This is a genomic window from Ekhidna sp. (assembly GCF_963691765.1).
GTDB lineage: Bacteria > Bacteroidota > Bacteroidia > Cytophagales > Cyclobacteriaceae > Ekhidna.
Map to the genome: position 1 here is coordinate 2215033 of NZ_OY829375.1, position 24348 is coordinate 2239380.

The 24348-nt window shown below is 38.7% G+C and carries 14 protein-coding genes; 4 read left to right on the forward strand and 10 right to left on the reverse strand.

Annotated elements, in window-relative coordinates:
• Positions 1 to 85 precede the first annotated feature (85 nt).
• Positions 86 to 6820, reverse strand: coding sequence for a T9SS type A sorting domain-containing protein (locus ACY650_RS10055; protein WP_462254317.1), 6735 nt, complete (start codon positions 6818 to 6820; stop codon positions 86 to 88).
• A 121-nt stretch (positions 6821 to 6941) separates the two neighbouring features.
• Here ACY650_RS10055 and ACY650_RS10060 point away from each other — a divergent pair, with 121 nt between their 5' ends.
• Together ACY650_RS10060 and ACY650_RS10065 are read left to right on the forward strand one after the other, a co-directional pair.
• Positions 6942 to 7520 carry an RNA polymerase sigma factor gene (locus ACY650_RS10060; protein WP_462254319.1) on the forward strand — a complete coding sequence of 193 codons (579 nt, stop codon included), beginning with the start codon at positions 6942 to 6944 and terminating at the stop codon, positions 7518 to 7520.
• On the forward strand, positions 7513 to 8190 hold the full coding sequence (locus ACY650_RS10065; RefSeq protein ID WP_462254321.1) for a tetratricopeptide repeat protein: 678 nt from the start codon (positions 7513 to 7515) through the stop codon (positions 8188 to 8190). The genes ACY650_RS10060 and ACY650_RS10065 overlap by 8 nt, the downstream gene beginning before the upstream one ends.
• On the opposite strand, the gene ACY650_RS10070 is transcribed toward ACY650_RS10065, so the two are convergent.
• The 6 genes from ACY650_RS10070 to ACY650_RS10095 all read right to left on the reverse strand — a co-directional run bounded on the left by ACY650_RS10070 (position 8187) and on the right by ACY650_RS10095 (position 20171).
• Positions 8187 to 11222: a CHAT domain-containing protein gene (locus tag ACY650_RS10070; RefSeq protein ID WP_462254323.1), complete on the reverse strand. Its 3036-nt coding sequence runs from the start codon at positions 11220 to 11222 to the stop codon at positions 8187 to 8189. The genes ACY650_RS10065 and ACY650_RS10070 overlap by 4 nt on opposite strands.
• Before the next feature lie 42 nt (positions 11223 to 11264).
• A complete protein-coding gene (locus ACY650_RS10075) occupies positions 11265 to 14255 on the reverse strand; it encodes a CHAT domain-containing protein (RefSeq protein ID WP_462254325.1) in 2991 nt (996 codons plus the stop codon).
• A 71-nt stretch (positions 14256 to 14326) separates the two neighbouring features.
• Positions 14327 to 16993: a LuxR C-terminal-related transcriptional regulator gene (locus ACY650_RS10080; protein WP_462254327.1), complete on the reverse strand. Its 2667-nt coding sequence runs from the start codon at positions 16991 to 16993 to the stop codon at positions 14327 to 14329.
• Between the two features lie 13 nt (positions 16994 to 17006).
• On the reverse strand, positions 17007 to 18308 hold the full coding sequence (locus tag ACY650_RS10085; RefSeq protein ID WP_462254329.1) for a TRAP transporter large permease: 1302 nt from the start codon (positions 18306 to 18308) through the stop codon (positions 17007 to 17009).
• Positions 18305 to 19615, reverse strand: a complete 1311-nt coding sequence (locus ACY650_RS10090) for a hypothetical protein (protein WP_462254331.1) — start codon at positions 19613 to 19615, stop codon at positions 18305 to 18307. Before ACY650_RS10090 ends, ACY650_RS10085 begins: the two co-directional genes overlap by 4 nt.
• Entirely contained in the window at positions 19602 to 20171 is a 570-nt protein-coding gene (locus ACY650_RS10095; protein WP_462254333.1) for a TRAP transporter small permease subunit, read from the reverse strand. The genes ACY650_RS10090 and ACY650_RS10095 overlap by 14 nt, the downstream gene beginning before the upstream one ends.
• A 70-nt stretch (positions 20172 to 20241) precedes the next feature.
• On the opposite strand from ACY650_RS10095, the gene rlmN reads away from it, so the two are divergent.
• Positions 20242 to 21276, forward strand: coding sequence for a dual-specificity RNA methyltransferase RlmN (gene rlmN / locus ACY650_RS10100; protein WP_462254335.1), 1035 nt, complete (start codon positions 20242 to 20244; stop codon positions 21274 to 21276).
• 88 nt (positions 21277 to 21364) lie between these two features.
• Positions 21365 to 22219: a hypothetical protein gene (locus ACY650_RS10105; RefSeq protein ID WP_462254337.1), complete on the forward strand. Its 855-nt coding sequence runs from the start codon at positions 21365 to 21367 to the stop codon at positions 22217 to 22219.
• On the opposite strand, the gene ACY650_RS10110 is transcribed toward ACY650_RS10105, so the two are convergent.
• Genes ACY650_RS10110 through ACY650_RS10120 form a run of 3 tightly spaced genes read right to left on the reverse strand, consistent with a single transcriptional unit; the run spans position 22216 to position 24333 of the window.
• Positions 22216 to 22593, reverse strand: coding sequence for a hypothetical protein (locus ACY650_RS10110; protein ID WP_462254339.1), 378 nt, complete (start codon positions 22591 to 22593; stop codon positions 22216 to 22218). The two genes, ACY650_RS10105 and ACY650_RS10110, sit on opposite strands and share 4 nt — an antisense overlap.
• A gap of 36 nt (positions 22594 to 22629) precedes the next feature.
• Positions 22630 to 23541, reverse strand: a complete 912-nt coding sequence (locus ACY650_RS10115; protein ID WP_462254341.1) for a rhomboid family intramembrane serine protease — start codon at positions 23539 to 23541, stop codon at positions 22630 to 22632.
• Positions 23542 to 23544: 3 nt separating this feature from the next.
• Positions 23545 to 24333 (reverse strand): rhomboid family intramembrane serine protease, encoded by a 789-nt coding sequence (locus tag ACY650_RS10120; RefSeq protein ID WP_462254343.1) that lies wholly within the window; start codon positions 24331 to 24333, stop codon positions 23545 to 23547.
• Positions 24334 to 24348: the final 15 nt, after the last annotated feature.

Consider the following 24348-nt stretch of genomic DNA (forward strand, 5'->3'; position numbering starts at 1 on the left):
TAAGATATTGAAAAACCGTCATCAATAAAAAAAGGGCCAGCTCACCGAGCCAGCCCCAATCGCAATAGCCATAGCTAATGCTGCCTTAGTTTGTCTTAATTATTCGTCTTGTAACAGAAGACTTACCATCTGAGATTTTCAAAACATATGTACCAGTACTGATATTTCTCACATCCATTCGAACATTCGTGCCGTCAATGGTTTGTATCGTTTGACCATGCAGGTTGATTAAATCAATGGTCAATTTTTTGTCAGCATTAATGTTGATGTAATCTGATGTCGGGTTTGGATAAACTTCAATTGAAATCTCCTCATCTAGTCCAAGTGGTGTTTCCGATACTTCCACTTCAAAAGAGTCAGTAGTAGTTTGGCCAGAGCCATCATCGGCAGTAACAGTAATTGTAACCGTACCAATACCTGCTTCTGTCAAGGTTAATGTTGAATTTGAAACTGCAACTGAGACAATTGAGTTGTCCGAACTTTCTGCAGTGTATGTGAGTGCGTCTCCATCTTCATCTACAAATACACCATTTAAATCAACATCAGCAGACTCAAAACCTTCGGTCAATGATTGATCATCTATTGGTGATGCTACAGAGATACTTTCATTGATATTATCAATAGTAATTGTGAAAGCTTTGGCAAAGATCCCACCATTGCCGTCATTGGTTTGAATTCTTATGGAGTAGGAATCCTTAGTTTCAAAATCAAACACTTCTGCAGCTAGAATTATATCACCAGATAGTGTAAAGGAGCCATTGTCATCATCGCCATCTCCATTTACAAGGCTGTAAGCGTGAGTTTCCCCACCATCTTCGTCTGTAGTTGTGAAGGCTCCTATTGCATCGTCAATGGCATTATTTTCGGCAATTGATGATACGCTCAATGAGATGTCTGTTGGAGCTTCTGACACATCTGATACCGTGATTGTAAATGTTTCCTCTCTGGTTAAGGATCCATCATCGGTCATGATGCGGATGCTATAGCTGCTCTTTGCTTCAAAATCAAAGCTTGCAGCTGTTTGAAGATCGCTATTTGAAATGGTGAACGAAGCGTTATCGGTATCTCCATCACCTGATACTAATGTATAGGTGTAATTTCCGGACAGGTCTTCACCCGTAGTTGTCAACGAACCAACGGTAGCCCCTGCACTTTCATTTTCATTAATCGACTGGTTGGAAAGATCTAGTGACGTGATGGAGGCTGGAAGATCGTTAATATCTATTGCGAATGCCTGCTCATCTGTAAGTCCGCCCGCATCAGTAGAAGTGATTGTGATCAAATAGCTACTCTGATTTTCGTAATCGAACTCAATGTTGCTTCGAAGTTCATTTCCTACAATTGTAAATGGGAATATTTCTGCTAAGTCGCACGCATCACATCCTAGCTCTACAGCATACGTGTGTGTATCGCCAGCATCTTCGTCGTCCGTACTGAAACTTCCGATTACAGTCCCGATTGGAGTACTTTCATCAATTGAACTATTGGAAAGATCTATATTAGTAGGAGCCTCATTTACATCGTTAATTGAGATTACAAATGCCTCTTCTATGATGCCACCATTTCCATCATTGCTTCGAATTCTAACATTGTAACTACTCTTATTTTCAAAGTTCAATTGTCCTTCATTTAGTAGGTTATTGTCAGAAATTTGAAAGGCATTATTGTCTTCGTCGCCACTACCAGAGACGAGTGTATACGTGTGAAGATCACTAGCATCCTGATCTTCAGTAGAGAAGGATGTAACAGTGCTGCCAGGCGCACTATTTTCGTTTATTGAGTTGCTGGTTGACAAAATATCAGTAGGATCATCGTTAGTATCATTTACCGTTATTGTAATTGATTCTTCAATTGACAAGCCTCCTGCATCTTGAACATTTACTCTTATTGAAAAACTTGATTGAGATTCAAAATCAAATGGAACGTCATTTTGAAGAGCAAAAGTGCCTGGACTTTCTCCAGATACAATACTGAATTTATCATTGTCAGCATCTCCAGATCCAGTTGCAAGAGTTACCGTAAAGCTATCTCCTTCGTCAACATCTTGTACTAGAAAACCTGTGATTGCTCCTAAGTCATCAGTCTCATTAAATGCATTGTTTATGAGTGAGATAGAAGTTGGCGCCTCATTGATATCGGTTACTGTTAGTGCAATAGCTTTTTCGAAAAATGATCCCATACCATCGTCCGTCCTAACACGAATACTGAATGAAGAGATTATCTCATGATCGAAAACGGCACTTGTACGCAGTTCATCACCTACTATGAAGAAAGATGTGTTAGCTCCATCTCCATCTCCAGAAACGAGTGAGTAAGTGTACGATCCTGTAACTTCTTCGCCTAGTGTGCTAAATGTTCCTACCGTCAATGGAGTAGCATTGTTTTCATCAATTTGATTATTCGTTAAGCCAATGTCAGTAACTGAAGGACCTACATCTCCAATATTAATAGTAAAAGACTCAGCAAGTTGATTGCCATTTCCATCATCTGTTTGAATTCGAACGGAATAGCTTGTTTGTGTTTCAAAATCAAATACTTCATTGGATCTTAATTCATCTCCAACAATTTGGAATGAATCATTACCGCTGTCGCCTGATCCGTCTACCAATGTATACGTATAGGTCTCTCCTTCATCTTGATCTGTTGTAGAAAGAGTACCTACTACAGTACCAATAGCTAGACTTTCTTGAATCGAATTGTTTGAAAGATCAATATCGGTTGGTACTTCTACCAAATCGTTGATATTGATCGTGAATACTTTTTCAAGCGATCCTCCAATCCCTGATGCTTCAACCCGAATATCAATAGTTGGGAATATTTCATGATTAAATCCAGCAAAACTTAGTAGTTGATCATTTGAGATATTGAATGCTGTATTTCCAGCATCGCCAGTGCCACTTGCAAATGTGTAAGTGTATGATCCGCTAAGGTCAATACCTTGAACCGTGAATGTTCCAATTGGAATGCCTTGTCCCTGATTTTCATTTAGGTTGTTGCCACTAAGTGAAATATCTGTTATTGAGGAAGCTTCATCGGAAATCGAAATAGCAAATTCCTGTTCAAACTGTCCTCCATTGCCATCGTTGGTAATGATCTCCAGATTGTAAGTGTCTTTTGTTTCAAAATCAAATACTGCATTAGTTTCAAGTTGATCTTCATCAATTGAGAAGAACGCATTGTCTGGTGTTCCAACTTTCAACGAATATGTATGAATGTCTCCAGCATCTTGATCTGCTGAAGTTAGCGTGCCTACAGTCGTACCAATAGCAAGGTTTTCTTGGACTGAAGAGTTTGAAAGGAAGATATCATTAGGTGCATCATTCAAATCAGCTATCGAAATAGTGAATGCTTTATCGAAAAATAATCCACCAGCATCTGTCACTCTGATAAGCACAGATCGTGTATCACTAGCCTCATGATCCAGTGAATTGGTTGCTCTTAGGTTACTGCCATCAATGTTGAATAATGCATTATCCGTTCCTCCAGTACCTGCAACCAATGAATAACTAAATGTCTCAATGGTATTAGGATCAGTCCCTGAGAGAACACCGACAACTGCATTAGATCCTGCATTTTCGTTGATATCTGTACTTCCTAGAGAAACATCTGTTGGAGCTCCGTTTTGCTCAGTAATAGTTACTGACCAATCCCTTGTTGTACCATCTTCAGCTGTTACTGTGTAAATAACCGCTGAGGTAAAATCTTGTGTAGTTCCATTGTTCGGATTGATAGATGCCCCAGGAAATAGTGTGAATGAAGGATCTAAATTGAATCCGGAACCAGCTGCTACTTCTGCTGATATTGTGGAGAAGCCATTTATGATAGTTGTATTTCCTACCAATTCATCAAGTGATACTTCAAAGATCTCCGTGATGTTATTTGGTGTTTCGTATGCACCTTTTGTCACGGCAGTGACGCTTCTGTTTCTAGAGAGAAAGTCTTCTGTAACATCTGCAAGCAGGTTAGTTGTTCTAAGTGCTTGACTGCTCAATGATGCTCCCGACAGATAGAAGTCATTCATTGCTGTATTTACGAATGAAACACTTTCAGTGGAGGTTTCCGGATACGCTGTAAGCATTGCCGCCAAATTGCTATCGTCATAAAGTGTGCTTCCAAGCTGTTCGAAATACGTTCTTGTATGGCTTCCACTTTGAAGGAAAATATTGTTTCCATCGTAAGATTGATTGGTAATTGAACGAAAGTTAATCCCTACCAATTTCCCTGAAGAACCGGGATTTCTTTCCATCTGTACCAGATTATTTTCAATCTTAACAGTAGAAGAAGTAGTTGTAGAAATTGTTGTTGTAGCAAAAGTAATTTCCTCCGTACCAGATGCAGTTCCTTCAATAAAAACAGTATTGTGTAGTACCTCGGCTGTTTCTCCGGTTGGTGCCATGCCAAATGCAACAAAACTAGGCCAGGAAACCCCATCTACGTGGATTACATTATTGATGAAGCTTGTATTGATATTAAAAGCAGAGAAAAGGGATTTGCCTAAACCGTTATGGCCGCTACCCAAGTCAATCAAATTTGAGCCTATTGTTGTTTTTATTCCAACACCATTTCTAATATCAAAAAATGTTGATGGTGAAAATGAACTACCATTATAAACGAACCGATTACCGGTCATTTCAAGACTTCCTTGGGAGTATTGCATAAATGCTCCTGCAGTTTCATACTCTAAATTCCTAACAATTGCATCTCCCGAAATCACAAGCGCATATCCATTATACGTTGTTACAAACTTTAATTTGTTTTCACCATCGATAGTAAAATCTTGCATCCCTACGAAAAGTATAGATCTTGTGCCCATATCTATGGTCACTTCTGTCACATCACTTGCAGGTTTTATTAATAAGGAAGAGCCCGCATTCACATCAAGCCAATCAAGGCGAACGGTAGTGGAGGGGATAGTTGACGGATAATCAGATTGAATCTCTAAAACAACATCTCCGTCATATCCATACATGTCAAGTGCAATTATTGCATCTTCAATATCTTCAAAGTCATCGCCTGCGCCTACGGTATAAGTACCACCTTCATAAGGATCCAAAGTCATTCTTATCGTCCAATCTTTAGATGTTAGTCCATCTTCCGACAGAATTGTTAGTGTTCTGTTACTTATAAAGAATCCATAAGAAATCGATTCTCCAATCATATAGCCAGTTGTGATAGTAGCCCCGTCTGAGATAGTCATAGTTGGAGTAAAGGGACTTGGAACGTTTCTGCCAAGTTCAATATCTATTGTAGCATTGATCGGATCTATAATAGCAGGACCAGTCTGTTCTGCTACAGAGAAACTTGTAATATTAGCTTCAGTATTTGGAATCTTATTTGTTACTGTCCAGGTATCCTGTGTTCCATCTTCTGCAGTAACTGTGTATATCACCGGGGATGAAAAATTTTGCGTGGCACCACTTGAAGGTGATATACCTTGAGCATCCGCATATAGTCCGATAGTTGGTGCAAATATCTGAGAACTCCCGTTGGAAAGTACAAACTCTATAGTACTATTAGAATTATCAATGGTCGTTGATAGTATGTTTGGTCCTGTAAAACTGATGATATCTGCAATTGAATTAGCGTGTTCATAAGCTCCTTTGGCCGGTACAGTACCATTTCTACTAGTGCCATTGATATCAGTTGTGACCCCTGCGTTTACACCTCTAAAATTAGGATTAGTTAATGAAGCACCCGTCAATGTGAGATCATTGTTTGCTTCATCGGTAAAGAGTGGTTCGCTAAACGTGTACGTTGGATTGCTTGATAAAACACTAGTCTGATTATCACCAACAGTTAGGTATCCAAAATCACTTTGGGTATCATCTTCGATGTGGATGTTATTGTCCGAAGCAGTAGTTGCACTACCTACAAGGCCTAATTTGGTCCAGCCAGAAGGATATGATCTGGTAAAGTTTACAATGTTATTTTGTACAGTGATCGGATCACTTCCTCTGTTGTTAAGAAAAATTCCGCTCACGGTAGCCGGGGTTCCTATATTTTGACTTCCAGATAGGTTAACAGTATTATGATGAATTTCAGCGGTCTCATCCTTATCATTTATATAAATCCCTATAAAATTATCAGCACGGGCGTTTATGACATTGTTTATTGCAGTGACTGCTCCTGATGAATTAATAGGAAAATAAGCTTTAATATCTGGTGATGATGGATCACTATAAAACCGACAGTTTTCAATTCTGAAATTTGGAACATCTGTATACCTTATCCAAATGGCTCTTATTGTGACATCACTGGATGAATTAAGATTGATAAAATCGCAATTATCGATTGTTATATTGCTAAATCCGCTGTTAAAGGTTGGAGTTTCAATTCCATTGTCATCGTAAATTTTAAAAATACAGTTCTTGACTGTTAAGTTATTACCTGAAAGATCGAATCCATGGCGAAATGCTCCTTCTCCCATATCAAAAGTAAATACCTTATTTCCTGTGATAGGATCCGCTCCATCAATGATGTAGTTGTTTACGTTTCTTACTCGAAAAATTCCTCCGTTGGTAGATCCCTGAAATGTGATATTTGTGGCATTATCAGCAGGACGAATGGTAGCAGTATAAGTATCATCACCTGCGAAAGCTGGGAATGTAATCGTTTGGGCAACGTTATACCCGTCTTCAACGATGAATGTGACATCACCTGATGCACCGTTAACTCCCAGGTCACCAATGGCTTGACCAAGGAAAGTGTAATCTCCTCCGTCTCCCACAATGTAGTTACCGGAAAGTTGAGCTTGCGCCGTGCTCATGATTATGAGCAGAGAAACAAGAAATAGAAGTGTTTTAACTAAGACTTTTTTCATGACTATGCGATTTAAGTTCGTACCCTTAGTCATGTCATTCTTAAAATGTGAACATGGAATCCTGTTTTTTTTATTTTTATTTGAAATAATGTTCACAAATCCATCAGTTGTCGACTAATCAGTGAAAATCAGTTTTAGAAAAAGTGATAATCAAATAGTTGCTGATATCCGTGGAGGAGATTCCAAGGCTATGGAGCAAGTATATGTTAGGTACCGATTGGAATTTGTAAGATGGAGTATTGGGAAGTTCGGAATATCCGAAGATGACGCACTCGATCATTATCAAGATACATTGACGATTTTTTTTGAAAAGATCATGAATGGTAGTTTGGATGAGATTGGGAGTTCATTGAAGACTTACCTATTTGGGATTGGTAAGAATCGAGTGAGGCAGCAATTTGATGCTTCTAGCAGAGAGGAAAAGCATGAAGCTGGCGTGCTTGAGCATTACAGATTTTTAGCACAAGATGATGAGCTAACGGAAACTTATGAAGATGCTAGGGATCAAACCAGATCACTGCTTGACTCACTAAGTGATAATTGTAGAGAGATACTAAGACTGTTTTATTTTGAAAAAAGATCTATGAGTGAGATAGCAGATCTGATGAAACATAAAAGTGAGGCGGTTTCCAGAACCACTAAAAAACGGTGCATGGAAAAACTTAGATCGGAAACAAATAAACCATTAGCCGATGGATGAGTTAAGAAATAAGTATATTCAAGGCAAATTAAGTGACACTGAGCGTCAAGCTTTTGAAAAAAACCTCTCGCCTGAGGAAAAGAAAGAGTTGGCGTATGAACTAGGTGTCAGAGATGAGATTGTAAGAAATGAACTTCGGAAAAAGGTTGCTGGCTTTGAAGGAGGGAACAAAAGAAAGAGAATGATTAATCCGACATACCTCAGCATAGCAGCTTCTATTTTGCTTGTCGTATCATCTGTTTTTTACCTCACAGGGGAGGAGGATTCACTGTTCGATCAGTACTATGAAACCTATCCTAACTATGAGCTAACAACGACTCGAGGTGAAGAAAACTCTACGAATAGAGGTCTTGCATATGCAGCATATGATGCTGGTGATTATGATATAGCTATCGAAGAATTTAGCAAGTTGGAGATTCTCCATGCTTCAGATTACTTTTTTAGAGGAGCTTCATATTTGCAGATTAAGGAATTTAACAATGCTCTTGGGGACTTTCAGAAAGTAATTGAACTCGAAGATGCCAGCTACAAGACACCATCAACCTGGTATACGGCTCTCATCCATGTTAAGATTGGAAATAAAGAAAAAGCGATTCCATTGCTTGAAGAATTAGGCGATGGACAATCAGAATTCGCTGCTACCTCTAAAGCTTTGCTGGCTCAGCTTTAACTATTTTTCTTTCTTCTGTAAAGTGTTAAAATCATCACAACAACTAGGATTGATGGTATAAGATAAACCAGTAGGTTTCGATCATCTTCTATAGGACTACTATCACCAATTAGGACAAATCCTCCCCAGTAAAATGGATGTCTTGCTTTGCCTTTAGCCGTAACTAAGTATTGCTTGCGAGCATTATTTAATGCTTCATCTTTTGATTGTCCTTCTTTCAGATTCTGATAGAAAAACTTCATTAGTTGAGGGGTGGACTTGTCTGAAGCTGGCCATAAACTCACCAATGTAGCTGGTACACCAGCATAAGCAAATGCACGGGAAAGAGACATCACGCCCTCTCCCTGATTAATTTTACCAAACCCAGTATTACATGCGCTCAGCGTTGCCAATGAAGCATTCAGCTTAAGATTGTAGATCTCATATGCATGCAGATAACCATCATTAAGCGTATCTTCATTTAAGCTAAATACCAGTCTTGAAGCATCAGGATTTGCATCGTCAATGATGGCATGAGTAGCCAAATGGATTAAGCCGTATTGGTCTGAAATATTTCTAAAATTGGTCTCGGTTGCTCCATTTTCCGTAAAGGATATTCCCTCAAGAAGATCTTGAAGGGCATTCACTTCTTCAATAGCTCCAGGAATTTTTGACAATTCATCTCTTACAGGATCAGCCATGGCTAAGGTTTGTGTGAAACTTGGAGCGAAGCCCAAGTACTTCGAGTTATTGTCAGGTGTCGATTTTAAAAACAGGTATTTCAGGCTGCTGGAATAGGCAATGTTATATTCTTCTAAAAGGAACTTGTTGTCTTCTGTTTGAAGCAGTTCAAATGGTATGGTTGATAATGAGCCATCCGCAATAATGACCATACGTTGACCGTCATCCAATGCGTCCTTATCTTGAATGAGAAGCTTATATAAGTCGACTGATTTTTGCTCATAGCTTTGATCATTTAGATTAGAAATAGCTTCCCTGAATGAATAAATAGCTTCATCAAAATTTTCAGATTTTGGATTCTTAATAAATGACTTCTTATCCTTGGAAAGAATCATTGAGTATAAATTTTCTTTTCCTGAGAAGTAAACCAGTACCTGAGATTCACTTTCATTTAGATAACTGTTTAATTCAGTTCTATTTACTTCCCGAGCTCCATAACTTATCTCGTAGTATGATGGATAATCTTCTTTAAAAATCCTTGATAGTTGATCTAGTTCGTGGTTCAGATCAAAGATCTCTTCACTGAATGCAAGTTGCAGTGAATCATTAGAGGCTAACTTATTTTTAGCAGCTTCTATCTTACTTCGAAGAATCTTTTCCTGTAGCAAAAGAGAATCAGGCACATCAGAAAATTCCCTCACATTGAGACGATATAGCTTTTGCGTAAGCAGATTGTCTTTTGAAGATTCCATGTAGTCCAACGCCTTATAGAGTAGTTCTTCATCTTGGCTCTTCTCATATGCTGAGTAGGTATGATAGACTGCCTTATCTACAAAATCATGGTAGATTTTGATCAAGAAAAATAGATCTGATTGGTTTCCGAAATCATCCTTAATTCTGTTGACCATTGAGGAGACCGAATCAACATGCTGCATGACAAGTTTTGGAATATCTAAATCTAAATCCGATTTTTCAAGAATTTCGACCTTAAGCATCATGGACTCAAGAACACCTCTCAACCCTGAATAATAATCTACATGAGGAGGAGCATAGGCATCATTTGATAGCTTCATTCCATTGGCTTCGAATGATTTGTTTAATGACTCAATGGCCATTTCGAAATCTTGTTTTTCCAAAAATGTTCTTGCCAGAGAAAGGTAGATCTGACTCAAAAGGTGACCATTTCCTTTATATAGTTTTTTGAACATTTCTGCAGCTTTCTGATCATATTCAATGCCCTTGTCATAATTGCCTTTTCTCCTGTTGAGATGGCCAAGATTGTTCAAAGTCATTGCTATTTGTATATGATTTTCGCCATATCGGGCATTTTCTTGATCAAGTGCTTCTAGCAAAAGCGATTCGGCTTTTTCGAAGTCTTCAATATCTAGATAACCAATGCCAAGGTGCTTCAGACCTTCTATTGTTCGAATATGAGATTGTCCAATCGTTTCTTGTCTCATAGCGTACGATTTTTCATAGGCATCAATCATTTCTTCTTTTCTCCCAAGTTGGTTATAGCAGGAAGCGAGATTTTGGTACGTATTTGCAATTTTATAATGAGAATCACCAAAGATTTCGTTTCGTATGGACATGGTCTTTTCAAGGTATTGAATAGCCTTTTCGTATTGTCCAAGAGACTTGTAGCAGTTGCCAACATTTTCATAAATATCAGCGGTGGTGGTTTTCACTTGGTTAGGGTCAGCAAGGGATAGGTCTAATGCAACTAGAGCATACTTAAGAGACTTGATATAATCGCTAATATCGTAGTAAAGAGCACCGAGGTTAAGGTTGGCATTTATTTGAGTCATTAATGATGACTTGTTTTTTTTCTGTATTTCAAGTGCCTCCATTCGATACTCCAATGCCTTGGCGTATTGTCCCATCCTGTGATGGGTAATAGAAATATCTCCTAATGCTCTGGCATATCTGTTGTGCTCTTTACCATATCTCCGTTCAAAGTCATCCTTAGTTTTTAAGAAATATTGAAGACTGCTCTCATAATCAGATTGACTTGAAGTAATTATCCCCATTTGACGATAAAAAATTCCTTCGGAATCAAAGTTGTAAGACTTCACTTCATTCAGCGCAGCATTACACAAATTCATTGCATTGTCAAATTCACCTTTGAGAATATAACACCAGCTAATATCAGTGATCGTGATGAAATACAATCCTGTATCTTGAGCTACCATAAAGTAATACTTCGCTGAGTCAAACGAAGTAATGGCCTCATCAAAAGACCCATTGGCCCTTAGGCTGACACCCTTGTTAAAGAAGCTTTCTGCCGTCAAACTGTCTTTGACTATTTGTGATTGGGATAAAGCTTTCCCAAAAATCAACAGAAGCATGAAGAAAATGGTGGTGCGTTTCATATAACCAATTTAACTAAGCTTGATGACTTCAATGAGCGTATATCATTGTGCCGCTCTCGACTTTCCTCTTGAATACAGTACCACTATCATTACAAAAGTCAGAAGTATGGGGATGAAAAAACCATAAAATTTTTGCTCTGTTTGAATTGGGCTATTGTCTCCAATAAGTACGAAGCCACCCCAGTAGAAAGGATGACGAGACTTGCCTTCTGCTTCTGAGAGGTATTGTTTTCTGGCATTATTCAGAGCCAAATCTTTAGATTGACCGTCTTTCAAATTCTGATAGAAATATTGCATCAACTTTGGGGTTGATTTATCGGATGCAGGCCATAAACTCATCACCACACTAGGAACCCCAACAGATCTGAAGGATCTGGCTAGACTCATAACACCTTCACCTTCTGCAATCTTTCCTATGCCTGTATTGCAGGCGCTTAGTGTCACTAATTGCGCATTTAAGGTTAAGTTTTCAAGTTCGTAAATGTGAAGTGCTCCATCCTCCTTTTCATCGGGAGCAAACATCAATTTTGTATAGTTTGGATCTCTTTCGTTTATGATAGAGTGAGTGGCAAGATGGAGAACATCAAATTTTTTAGATTCTGATTTGAATAACGATTCTGTTGCTAGCGATCCAATTCTAAGTTCACTGCTTAGTACTGTCTTTATATTCTCTACTTCTTTGATTGCACCTGGCAATGCTTCAAGAGTGTTTGATCGCACGGGTATTAATGAGTTGTTTGTTTGATCTGTAGTGCCGAATTCTGGGGCGTAAGCAAGCAATTTATTAGCGGAGGAGTTTTCATCGACCCGTTGGGCAAGCATTGTTGACGATAAATCATACTTAATTTGATATGATTCAAGAAGGTATTTTCCTTCGCTATCAATGAGCAATTCAAAAGGGATATATCCGAGAATTCCGTCCGGGATGATTGTCAGATTTTTAATTCCTGCCAGATTCTCTTCTATTGGCTGAAATATAGATTTGAATAATTCTTTGGAGTAGTTTTCAAATTTAGGTTGATCTATCTCATCCAGTGATTTTCTAAAAAGGCCAATTTGATCCAGAAGATTTTGGCAATTTGATGTCACAACCATGTGGTTGTTTTTGGTGATTATTGATGCAAAAACACGCCTTTGTTCTGATACAAAGTACTGAACTATTGCTTGATCTGAGTCATATATAGACTTTGAGATTTCATGGAACGATATCGGTTTCAATCCATACTTTAATTCCGAATATCGTGGGTATTGGCGCTCTAAAACGGCAATAAAATTTTCATGATCGGTTTCTAACTCTAGCAAAGAGGAAATGAGGTTTGCGTTCCCATTCTCTTCATTCGACTCACTTATTAGCGTCTTTAATGAATCCTTTTGAAGTCTGAATCTATATTCTTGATCAAGTAAGGAATCTGGAATTCCTGAAAATTGTTTCGCTTTTTGATCCGAAATAGTGTTTAACAAAGTTGTTCCTTTCACATATTCGCTCCACTGAAAAATAGAGGCCAAATACTGTTCTTCATTTGTTTGCTGATATAGTTTGTAATTGATTTCAATTGCAATATCTGCCAGCTCTTTTGCACTTCTGGATATTCTCACTTGGTCTGATTTATTGGTGAGACTTCTTTTGTGGAGGTCTATCAGATTCCTTGAGGTCGCGACAAATTTTAGAGAAGTTTTTAAGGCTTCATGGTTTGCGGTTGCTGCATGCGACCTTGCCAAGCCGATGAGTGAAATAAATACTTCATCAAACCTTAAGTAGTTAATTATTCTTGGTGGCTGTGTCGCATCCCCATTCCATTGGTAGTTTGGGAACGACTGTTGGAGTGATAAAAAATAGAATTTTCTAGCTCTTTCAAATTCTCCTAATTTGTCAAGAGACATGGCAATTCCATTGTAATTGCCTGCATGCTCATAGCTTTTTTCTTCATAGACCGATTCGCCAATGTTTGCAGCTTTTTTGAAGTTTGAAAGCGCAAGCTCATACCTTCCTAGCAAGTAAAAAATCTCACCGAGGTTGTAGTAAGTGAGGGATACGAAGTGGTTTTCTTCTCCAAAGTTTTCGATTCTTCCTTCTAGCACCTTTTCGAAGGTCGTTTGGGCTTGATCATATTCCCCCATATCGGCATATATGTTCCCTATCCACTCATAAATATCTAGCGTAAGAGGGTTTTCTTCTCCAAGCTTTTCTTGACGGATTTTTAATGACTTATCAAATGCCTCCAGTGCAAGATCATACTCCGCTTTAGAACCGTAAATATTTCCTATGTTCTGGTAGGTTGTGGCTACTAAAGGGTGATCTGCACCTACTGTCTTTGCATAATTTTCTAATTCAAACCCATAGTATTTAAGTGCTTTATCATATTCCTGTTTGTTTTTATACATCACTCCTGTATTCCCAAAGAGAGCAATGATGTCTGGGTGAGTAGTTGATAGCACTTTCTTTTTCTCATCTATTGCAAGTTCAAAATATTTGATTGCCTGATCGAAATCACCACTGAAGTAGAACAAGATTCCATTGACATTGTAAATATTGCCAAGCAGAATCGGCATGCTCAAATCGTTAGCCTCGTAGATACTATCTGCTTTATCGTTAACTACGGAGGCCTTTGACGACTCACCCGCCCAAATCAGACTTTTGGATTTCGTATTTATTGCTTCAGCTAGATGTTCAGGGGTGGATATACTTTGTATTAGTGAATCCATAAGTTCCACTGACAACATTGGCTGTCCTTTGCTGAATAGAACTTTTCCTTTTAATAGCGTAAGGCCGATTCTGACTTCTTCGCTTTGAGTATTGCTTAAAAACTGATTTATCCCAGTTAGGCTTTTCTCAAGCTCTCCTTGTTTCCAGTAAATTTTGAGTCTTAATAGTTCTTTGGATTCATTTTGTACGTCGGTATCTAGATAGAATAGCGCACTATCATAATTCCCTTTTTTATAGGCCTGTTCAGATTTAAGTAGATCTGTATCTAAATCATTTTGCCCGAATAGTGACGTGGCGAACAAAACTAAGATTGGAACTAAGGACTTCATTGCGGCTTTTATTCAAAAAACAGCCCTTAATTCCATTTTTTTCCTAACCCTATGGGTTAGTTTTTGTAAAATCAAGCGTTTAGCATGTACTGAAATGCTTCTTTTCGATTGCCGACTCCCATTTTTGAATAAGTGTTTCGAAGATGAAATTTTACCGTGCTAATAGAGATTGAAAGGTCATCGCTGATTTCGGCATTGGTCTTGCCCTCGAGACTAAGCTTCAGGACTTCAAATTCTCTGATAGTAAGAGGATTATTCAGTTTTTCATTAAGCTCTCTAAAATTCAATTGAACCGCTATCTCGGCAGGACTGGTATGCAATTCTGTGAATCTATTTTTCAGGGCTTCTATCTGAAGTTCTTGTGCAGCCAAATCTGCCATTCTTTGTATTGTCCTAATTCTAAGTTTATAAATAAGAATTCCTGATCCAACAATCACTAATCCACATATCAGGTAAAACCACCAGGTCTTCCAAAATGGAGATGCTAAATGAATTCTAATTGATTTGGTAGGTCCCCAATCACTTTCAATACTTCTAGCCCTTACCTCAAATGTATAAGTGCCTCCATCCAAATTTGTGAAAGTTGCAAATCTTCTATTGTTCGTAATCCATTCATCATCTAGTCCAAGTAATCGATAGGAATACTGTAATCTGTCAGGATTTTGGAAGTTGGGAGTCGAGAAGGTGAATGAGAAGAAGTTCTCCCAGTATTCCAGGTTTATATCTTCAGTGTAGTTAATAGCATATTCACTTTCAAAATCTTCGTTTGCCACTTGAAAGTTGTGAAGATGAACAGCTGGTACTTCCTCTAACTTGTTGATTGTTTGTTCGCTCAGAACAAAGTACCCATTGTAAGTACCATAGAGAACATCCCCTCCAGTGGAAATTAGTGTCCCGGCAGGGTCAATGCCATCTGCACGATTGTAGTTGACTACTTTCATTTCAGATGGAATGAATTTACTAATCCCTTTCTGAGTCTTTAACCAAAGCAAATCATTGTCAGCAATAACAATGTCGAAAACTAAATTTCCGGCCAGTTCTGAATTTTGGACGTTGTATAATGTCTCTTCCCCTCCGTCAAGTTTTATCAGGCCTCTTGAAGTGCCCATCCAGATGACTCCATCATCGCCCTGAGCCATCGTGTGGATGTGTTTTTCTCTGCTATCGATAACTTCAAGCGAAACTTCTGAAATTTCATTGGTGGATGGGTCAAACTTTACTATCCCTTTGGTTCCACCTATCCATAATGTTCCATCTTCAAGAGATAACAAATCTTGCTGCCATTCATCAGTGTTTAATTCTGGCATTAATGGAGTGATCTGGTTTGTCTTATATGCCAATTTCCACGCGCCTCCATATGCAGTTAAGATAATCGCATGGGTGTCAGTCCACTCTTTGATTCCTCTTATTGCGAGTGTTCTTTGATCGACCATTGGAGTTTGAATTTCTTCGAAAGAGGCAGTCTTTTTATCAAAAACATACAAATACCTATTTCTATCAGTCAGGTAAATGATATCTTCTCTCTCTAGCATCTGATAGAATGCGGAGCCTTCGTTTTCAGCGGAATGAAGCTTGCTTTGATTTGATTTTTTATCAAACTCTAAAAGCCCTTTGAGAGGTAATGCAAGCATGTATCTTTTGTTGAATTTCTCACTGATTCCGATTATTTGCGAATTTGTAATTCCTTTAGGTGAAATGGGTTCGAAACGAAATGCATCGCTTTTAATATTAGAATAAGAAACTCCGTACTTTCCGCCTACCCAAACTCGATCTTCCTCATTGTAAACCCCCATTGTAAACCCAGGAAATGGGGTGGAATAGTTGTTAAGATCTGAAGGAATAAATCTTAATTTTTTTTCATCGATATTGTAGACTGCTAACCCCTTTTTTCTTGCTGCAACCCAAAATTCTTTTTCTGATTTTCTTGCAAGATCAAATATTCTAATTGGCGATTTTGGATCCGAATATACATTTTCCCATTCTTTCTTATTGATATCATATATATCCAGGCCAGCATGAAAAAATCCCCCTATTAAACGATTTTCATCAATTTGATCCAGTGCGAAGAGACCATATCGGTCGATCTTTCTCAATGGATGATCTATCAATTCAAATTCTTCTCTGGCAATATCAAATCGAATGAGACCGCTAGTCGTTCCCAGCCACAACGTCATTGGATTTTTAGGATCCCAAACCATACCTCGTATCGCCTTGACACCTGAAGATTTGATCATGTTGAAAGGGGCGTAGTTTACAGAGACGCCAGTTTTTTTATTGAATTTGCTAAGACCTATCCCATTGTCAAACGCAATCCAAATTGTTCCACTATCACCATGAACAAGTTTTCTGATTCGATCGCCAGAAATAGTTAGTGGGTCATCTGGATCATGCTTGAATGTTGTGAATTCTTCGGATGACGGGTCTAATTTATTAAGCCCGCCACCATTGGTACCTATCCAAAGTATTCCGTCAGCATCTTGGATGATTGAATTGATATTATCGTCCGATATGCCATAGCCCAAATCCTTTGTATAAGACTTAATCTGCTTACCATCGTACCTACATAATCCGCTTGTTGTACCGATCCACATGAAACCATTCCGGTCCTTGAGGAAACAAGTGGTTTGATTACCTGGTAGCCCCTCTTCTTCGGTCAGTCTCGTGAAAATATATTCCTGAGATTGACCATAAAGACTAGCAACTATGCATATCAATATGATAGAAATTCTCAAAATCATAGGAATCCAATCCTTAAATTATCGAAATCAGATTGGGAAATACTATCAAAAGGATTAAAAACAGCAGCTGTATGATTACAAAAGGTACAATTCCTTGATATATGTGACGCGTTTTTACTTCTGGAGGAGCCACTCCTTTCAAATAGAATAATGCGAAGCCAAAAGGTGGGGTCAAGAAGGAAGTTTGAAGGTTGATGGCAAGCAAGATTCCTATCCAAACCAGATCGACACCAAGCGAAACAAAAATTGGAGCCACGACAGGGACAATAATGAAAACGATTTCTATGAAGTCAATGAAAAAGCCAGAAATGAAAACAATAATCATGACCACAATTAAAAACGTTGTAGCATTCATATCTGCGCTTTGAATAAGGCTCAACAAGAATTTATCTCCTTCCAAACCTCTGAAGACTAGCGAAAATGCAGTAGCACCTACCAAAATCATGAATACCATAGAGGTTAACATCGTAGTCTCTTTCATTACCTCTTTTAGCATTCCCAGATTAAATTTTTTGCTAACGATGGCCAGTATCATGGCTCCGAAAGCTCCAACTCCTGCTGCTTCTGTCGGTGACGCAACGCCGGCAAAAATGGACCCCAATACAATTAAAATCAGGATGAGCGGGAATAGGAAGGACTTCACAACTTCTACGGTAAATCCCCGGTTTCGAAACGCTTGAAGTTGTTCTTTGGATACTTTAGGTACTCTACTTGGAAATACTTGGCCGTATACGATGATGTACAATAAGTAAACGGCAACAAGACCTACTCCTGGAATTATTGCTGCCAGAAATAGATCACCCACAGAAACATTAAGAACACTGCCAAGCAAAACAAGTACGACAGAAGGAGGAATGATTTGGCCCAAGGTTCCGGAAGATGCAATAACACCTGTACTTATTCTAGGTCCATAGCCATTCTTTAGCATGGTGGGCAAGCTTATTAATCCCATGGTAACAACAGTAGCTCCAACAATACCTGTTGAGGCTGCAAGCATAGCACCAACCACGACTACCGCAATAGCTAAGCCACCACGTATGTTTCCGAAGAGCATACTCATCGTATGCAAAAGCTTTTCTGCAATTCCAGACTTTTCTAACATTATCCCCATGAATATGAATAAGGGGACTGCCAGTAGTACGAAATTTTGCATCGTTCCATAAATCCTCAGCGAGAGGAGATAGAAGAAGTCCGCATCGAAAACCAATAATCCAACAATTATCGAAAGACCACCCAAAGTAAATGCGACGGGGTATCCGAAAAGAATGAGCAAGAAGATTGCCCCAAATAGGATTAATGGTAAATACTCAATCACGGCTTATCGTAGACAAAATAAATGTTACTAATAGTCTGCAATGAATAGTTTTTCTTCCTCACAATATTTTTTGCAATAGGCTTTAACCCAGTAGTGTCTATGCCTATTTTCAAGAAGTGAGCACCGCGATCAAATGATTCGAGGTCTATGAATGTAGTAAAGCCAAATTCATAGGTGGTAGGATGCTGCGTTTTAAACCAATTGAGCTCTTTGATTTCTATGCTATCAACTTGCACAGTCAGACGTTTGTCAAAATATGCGGTGATACTGTCTGAAGGCAGTCCATCCCAAATTCCATTTTCAACTTTTTTCTTTCCTTCGAATGTGTAGATACCATCAAAGGAGTTTAAGTCCTTCATAAATACTTTTAGAGTATTGTCATGTATGATATCGGATTGTATCGTGGTTATGATATAATCGTTTTTATTTCTTGTGTTCTCATAGTTGAAGCTCGAATAATCTCCAACTTCCATTCGCTGAAAGTAGTTATCTCGAATATTATCGTGACGCACGTCCACGATGTATAGATATCCTGCTGTAACACCTAAAACGATGAAGGGGATTAAGTAAGATTTCCAGCCTTTTGTATTAGAAATCAGTACGAGAAGCGAACGACGGTACAGAAAAGAAAGGGTGACTACTCTAAATATTCTTGCGACCCAATAAAACCAATCTGCAGACCAGTTCTTTCTTCTAAAAAGTCCGTTTGTTAGAAAATCGATAAATACCAGGATGGTAAGAAAAAAGTAGAATAGGATTATCATCCCAAAAGCACCAGCTATGTTGGTATTCTTATTCATCAATGGGGTTATGAACTCAACAAAGAATAAAAATGAGAACATGAGTGCAACAAATCCGACAAGCGTACCAAAGAATATAAAAGAAACGCCATATATAATTGACGAGAGTTCCTCCAATCTCAAGACCATTTTCACCAGCGAACCCGTAGAGTTTAACTCTTTTTTGAAATTGCCTTTAAAATTTAGTGAATCCTGATCCACACCTTTGGGATAAACATAGCTGAGTCCTACTGAGGCTACCCATATTCCTCTTACCAATATGTGCAGGATGTATCCAAAGCTTAGAAGCTGAATTGCGTCGTTCAAATAGTCTACAAGCCGATGCATCCTACTCCCTCTTTCAAAAGATTGTAATGAAGTAGTGCTCAAATAATCTGGTATTTGAAATAATGCATAAAGTACCAACGCTGATATAAGTAGCTCCGCTTCCCAACTATTCAGCTGAATGGTTTTCAGCCATTGTGGAGTTTGTTCTTCGTTAGTGTTAGTTTTTTTACTCTTTTCCATCTGAAATGGTAGTTATTGATTTGGTGATTGAAGAAATTCCCTGCATCCCTAATAGTAAAAATCCGATCGGGATTGTTGATTTAATCAGCCATCTGGCTGGGAGGCCTCCTGGTTGAGGACTAGTCTCTCCAAGTTCATATGAGCTTTGAACAAAAGAAATTGACTCCCAAAAAGCGATAGCGCAAAAGGGGAGCAAAAGAAATAGGCCACCTAAAAGATTTACCCAGGCTTTTGTTCTTTCCGAAAAGCGATCATAAAATACATCAACTCTCACATGCTTGTCCTGCTGCAGAGTATATGCTGCGCCTAGCAAAAAAATTCCAGCAAACAGATGCCATTCTAATTCAAAAGAAGCTGCCGATGTAATGCTTAAGGTATAGCGAAGAATCACATCGATCACTATTACTAGCACCAATAGCAGTGTTAGCCATGATACAGCCTTTCCTACAGTTGAATTTAACTTATCGATTAGAGTCACCTGACGAAAATAGCTAACCTTTAACTCACAGCCCAGTTTTAAAGCTTTGCTATCTAGATAAAATTTGCTTTTAGACACTTAGAAAGTCCAGTTAAAAACTTATTGCAGGAGTAAAATGGTTACAGAAGATCCTACCTACCTTTGCACCATGAAGGACATCAGGAAAGAATCACTTGAGGGGTTGATGACTTGGTTTGAAGCAAACAACGAGAAGAAATTTCGTGCTAAACAAGTATGGGAATGGCTTTGGACTAAATCAGCAAAGTCCTTTGATGAGATGTCTAATATTTCGTTGAGCTTGAGAGATAAGCTGAAGGAGGAGTTTTCCATCAATCACATTACCATAGATAATTCGCAGCTGTCCAACGATGGCACAATTAAGTCAGCGTTTCGCCTTCATGATAAGCATCTTATTGAAGGCGTATTAATACCTGCTGATGAGCGAATGACTGCCTGCGTCTCCTCTCAAGTAGGATGCTCACTGAGCTGTAAATTCTGTGCTACGGGGTACATGAAAAGAGAGCGAAATTTAGATGGAGGTGAAATTTACGATCAGGTAGTAGCGATTCGAGATCAGGCAGAAGAACATTATAATAAAGCACTTTCTAACATCGTCTTCATGGGCATGGGTGAGCCTTTGCTCAATTACAAAGGAATGATGGAAGGCATTGATAGGATTACATCTGAAGATGGACTTAACATGTCTCCTAAGCGAATCACAGTGTCAACAGCTGGCATCGCGAAGATGATTATGAAATTGGCGGACGATGAGGTTAAATTCAATTTAGCTCTTTCCCTGCACGCTGCCGATGATAAGAAGCGTGATACCATCATGCCTATTAATGAAACAAATACCTTGGATGCCTTGCTCAAGGCACTTCAGTATTTCTTTGATAAGACGGGGAATCGAATCACCTTCGAGTATATATTGTTTTATGACTTCAATGATTCTATTGAAGATGCAGAGAAGTTGTTAAAGTATGCAAGGAAAGTGCCCGGTGTAAGAGTCAACATCATAGAGTACAATCCGATCTCAGAAGCTTCATTTACTAAAGCCGACCCAGAAACGATCGATCGCTTTGCAGATCACTTAATCAAAGGAGGAATTCACACCAGTGTAAGGAGAAGCAGAGGAAAAGATATTGATGCCGCTTGCGGCCAATTGGCAAATAAGTCTAAGTGATAAAGTAGGAATTTTCCAGTTGAATCTGTTATTCGCAGTAATTGGCTTCAGTTTTATTAATTTTGCTTCCCGTTGAGTTAATTTTCTCATGAGAATCGGAATATTACTACCACTTTTTCTTGTTTTATCAGCGTCGCAATTTTCTAATAAAAAGCAATTTCTTGGTCAGCAAGTGCTTGCTACAATTGAAGATGATCGTTTGGTTGAGGTGTCGGGGCTAGAAGAATCTTTTAAGAATCCAGGATATTTTTGGACGCATAACGATAGTGGCTCGGACCCAGTTATTTATTTAATTAACAACAGAGCCGAAATCATCATGGAGGTGGAATTGAAGGGCGTGAAGAATCGAGATTGGGAGGAGATAGTAACTGTTCAACACGGCGATGAATCTTTTATCTATGTTGGGGAGATAGGCGATAATAAAGCAGTACATAAAAGCGTCGAGTTATTCAAAGTTCCAGAGCCTCAGTTTACGGGGCAAAAATTTGTCACCATCAATAATTCGGACATTGAGATTATGTCTTTTACTTATGCGGAAGGAGCCAGAGATGCCGAAGCACTCCTATATGATCAAAGCCAAGAAGAATTTGTACTTGTTACTAAAAGAGAGAAAAATGCGTTGGTATATTCATTTCCGTTTGAAGCTAAGAATGAGGTGATAGAGATTAAATCTAAAGGCACGGTTCCTGCCAAACTTTTTACGGCTGCTGATATGAATGATAAAGGCGAGGTGTTGTTAAAACATTACGGTGCTATTTACTATTGGGGACCATCAGATGAACCAGCGGTAGATAGAATTCTAGCTTGGAATGCCATTATGGTCGATTACATACCGGAGCCTCAGGGAGAAGCAATATGCTGGAATAAAGATGATTTTTACACCATCAGTGAAAAGAACGTAGGTAAGCCTCAGCAGATGCTGCAATTCAAAAGGGCAAACTAGTTGCCCACCACCTGGCAGTCCCCTGATACACAATCCACAGTCGGTTGTACCTCAAGCGAGCAATCAGATATGGCACTTGTTGCCTCGTTATAAGCAGCGTTTAATTCATTATACGTTTCTACGAGCAAATTGAATCTATCCATATCCATATTGGTGGAATGGATTAAATACTCAACTGGCCCACCACAAGCCTTCACTCCATAAGCCGTAGCTCTACACTCGACATTATCATCACAAGAAGTTATGAGCATGAAATTAATTTCAGCGTCGATAATCTCCATATCACTTAAAATCTCTTGTGGAGTTCGACTATTAGAATCGTCGCTGCCGCATGAAAAGAAGCATAGTGTGAGGATTAATAGGATCTTTTTCATAAGTATCTTTTAATACCTAACGAAGCAAAGATGATGCTATTTTTTACTGGCGTTGAAAAGCTTTTGTTTTTCATCCTTGCTGAGACTTTCGTATCCTTTTTCCGAAATTTTATCAAGGATTGCATCGATCTCTGCCTGAGGAGTATTACTTGATTCGTTGGATTTAGATCTAGTTGTTTTTTTGGATGGTCTTCTATTCCCTGACCGATGGGTAACCTTAATTTTTGGCTGCGGTTTGAACATACTTTTTATAAAGGAAATAAAAGAGATAATCCAGCTGCCAATGTCCGTTCCCTTATTTAGTTGAGTGATGTAAAGCCACCCTATAAAAGCTCCTCCAAGGTGTGCTATTTCACCCCCAGCATTTGCACCTGTAGATCCAATAAATGACATGAAAACGTAGAAAATAGCGATATACTTGATCTTAACTGGCCCTAGAAAGATCATGAAAAAAGTATAGTTTGGCGTAAATACCGCTGCACCCACTACAATAGCAAAGACACCTGCAGATGCACCTAACATCATAGATCCAACAACTCGGTCTGCATAAAATGGTATGAAATTGTACATAAACATGTACAGTAATCCTCCTGCCAAACCGCCTAAAACGTATAGAGCTATGACTCTTTTACTATTTAAAAATTCTTGAATAATCCTTCCAAACCAAAACAAGAATAGCATATTGAAGAGGATGTGAAAGAAGTCATAATGAGTGAAGAAATACGTAACGATTGACCATGGCTGCAACAAGAAAGTTCCGATCTCAGCAGGCAATTGAAGTTTTCTGAAAATCCAGAAAAAACTATTTGTCGCGTCACTAAGATCGAAGAATACCTTAAAAATTCTTGCAGACGCAAAGACGCAAAGATTGATCAGAATGATCTGAACAACCGAATTATTGGGTTTGCTCCATGCATTAGCAAATTCCTGTTTTATTCCTCCATTCATGGTTTAGTAAAATCTCTTAGTGTCGTTTTTCCAAAACTTCAACAAAATAAATGCAATCAACATTCCTCCTAAGTGTGCAAGGTGGGCCACATTGTCACCCGGCGTCCGGTGAAACTCTGAATAAAGCTCGTACATTCCGTAGAAGAAAACCAAGTATTTTGCTTTGATAGGTATTGGAGGAAAAAGCAGAAAAAGCTCTGTATTTGGGAATAGAAAGGCAAAAGCAAACAGAATACCAAAGACAGCACCTGAAGCTCCAATCATTTTACCTTTGGTCACCACGCCTTCATAAATACTTCTAACAGCAGATAAAGTCTCCGTTTCATAAGCCGGATTATCATAGTAAAGATCAAGCAGTTCACCACCTCTGGCTACATTGATAAATGATTTGTTGTCAATTATGAATCGCTCGAAAGCTTCCGGACTTGGGTTATCGACATAAGCTTCGGCTGAATTTTTGAGAGGTAGCTTCTCAATAGCATCAGCAGTGCCGTATAGAAGGCCTGCGCCAATACCGCATATCATATAAAAAATCAAAAATCTTTTGGAACCCCAAACCATTTCCAACATAGGGGCGAAAACTAATACAGCTATCATGTTGCCAATCAAGTGCCAGGTGTCGCCATGAAGCCACATGTAGGTTAAAAATTGATAAGGAGCAAACTCTGAAGAATATACTACTCGCAATCCAAACCATTCTGCTAGGTCTAGCCTCATGACTGAAGTAAGTAGCAAGATTGCCACATTAATGATCAGAATATTCTTTGCTACTGGTGTAAGTCTTCTAAACACGTTATTTCTTGTTTC

Coding starts and splice junctions, on each gene's coding strand:
- rlmN (WP_462254335.1), top strand. CDS start 20,242: ATGAAGGACATCAGGAAAGAATCACTTGAGGGGTTGATGACTTGGTTT.
- ACY650_RS10055 (WP_462254317.1), bottom strand. CDS start 6,820: ATGAAAAAAGTCTTAGTTAAAACACTTCTATTTCTTGTTTCTCTGCTC.
- ACY650_RS10110 (WP_462254339.1), bottom strand. CDS start 22,593: ATGAAAAAGATCCTATTAATCCTCACACTATGCTTCTTTTCATGCGGC.
- ACY650_RS10075 (WP_462254325.1), bottom strand. CDS start 14,255: ATGAAGTCCTTAGTTCCAATCTTAGTTTTGTTCGCCACGTCACTATTC.
- ACY650_RS10070 (WP_462254323.1), bottom strand. CDS start 11,222: ATGAAACGCACCACCATTTTCTTCATGCTTCTGTTGATTTTTGGGAAA.
- ACY650_RS10090 (WP_462254331.1), bottom strand. CDS start 19,615: ATGGAAAAGAGTAAAAAAACTAACACTAACGAAGAACAAACTCCACAA.
- ACY650_RS10115 (WP_462254341.1), bottom strand. CDS start 23,541: ATGAATGGAGGAATAAAACAGGAATTTGCTAATGCATGGAGCAAACCC.
- ACY650_RS10080 (WP_462254327.1), bottom strand. CDS start 16,993: ATGATTTTGAGAATTTCTATCATATTGATATGCATAGTTGCTAGTCTT.
- ACY650_RS10065 (WP_462254321.1), top strand. CDS start 7,513: ATGGATGAGTTAAGAAATAAGTATATTCAAGGCAAATTAAGTGACACT.
- ACY650_RS10105 (WP_462254337.1), top strand. CDS start 21,365: ATGAGAATCGGAATATTACTACCACTTTTTCTTGTTTTATCAGCGTCG.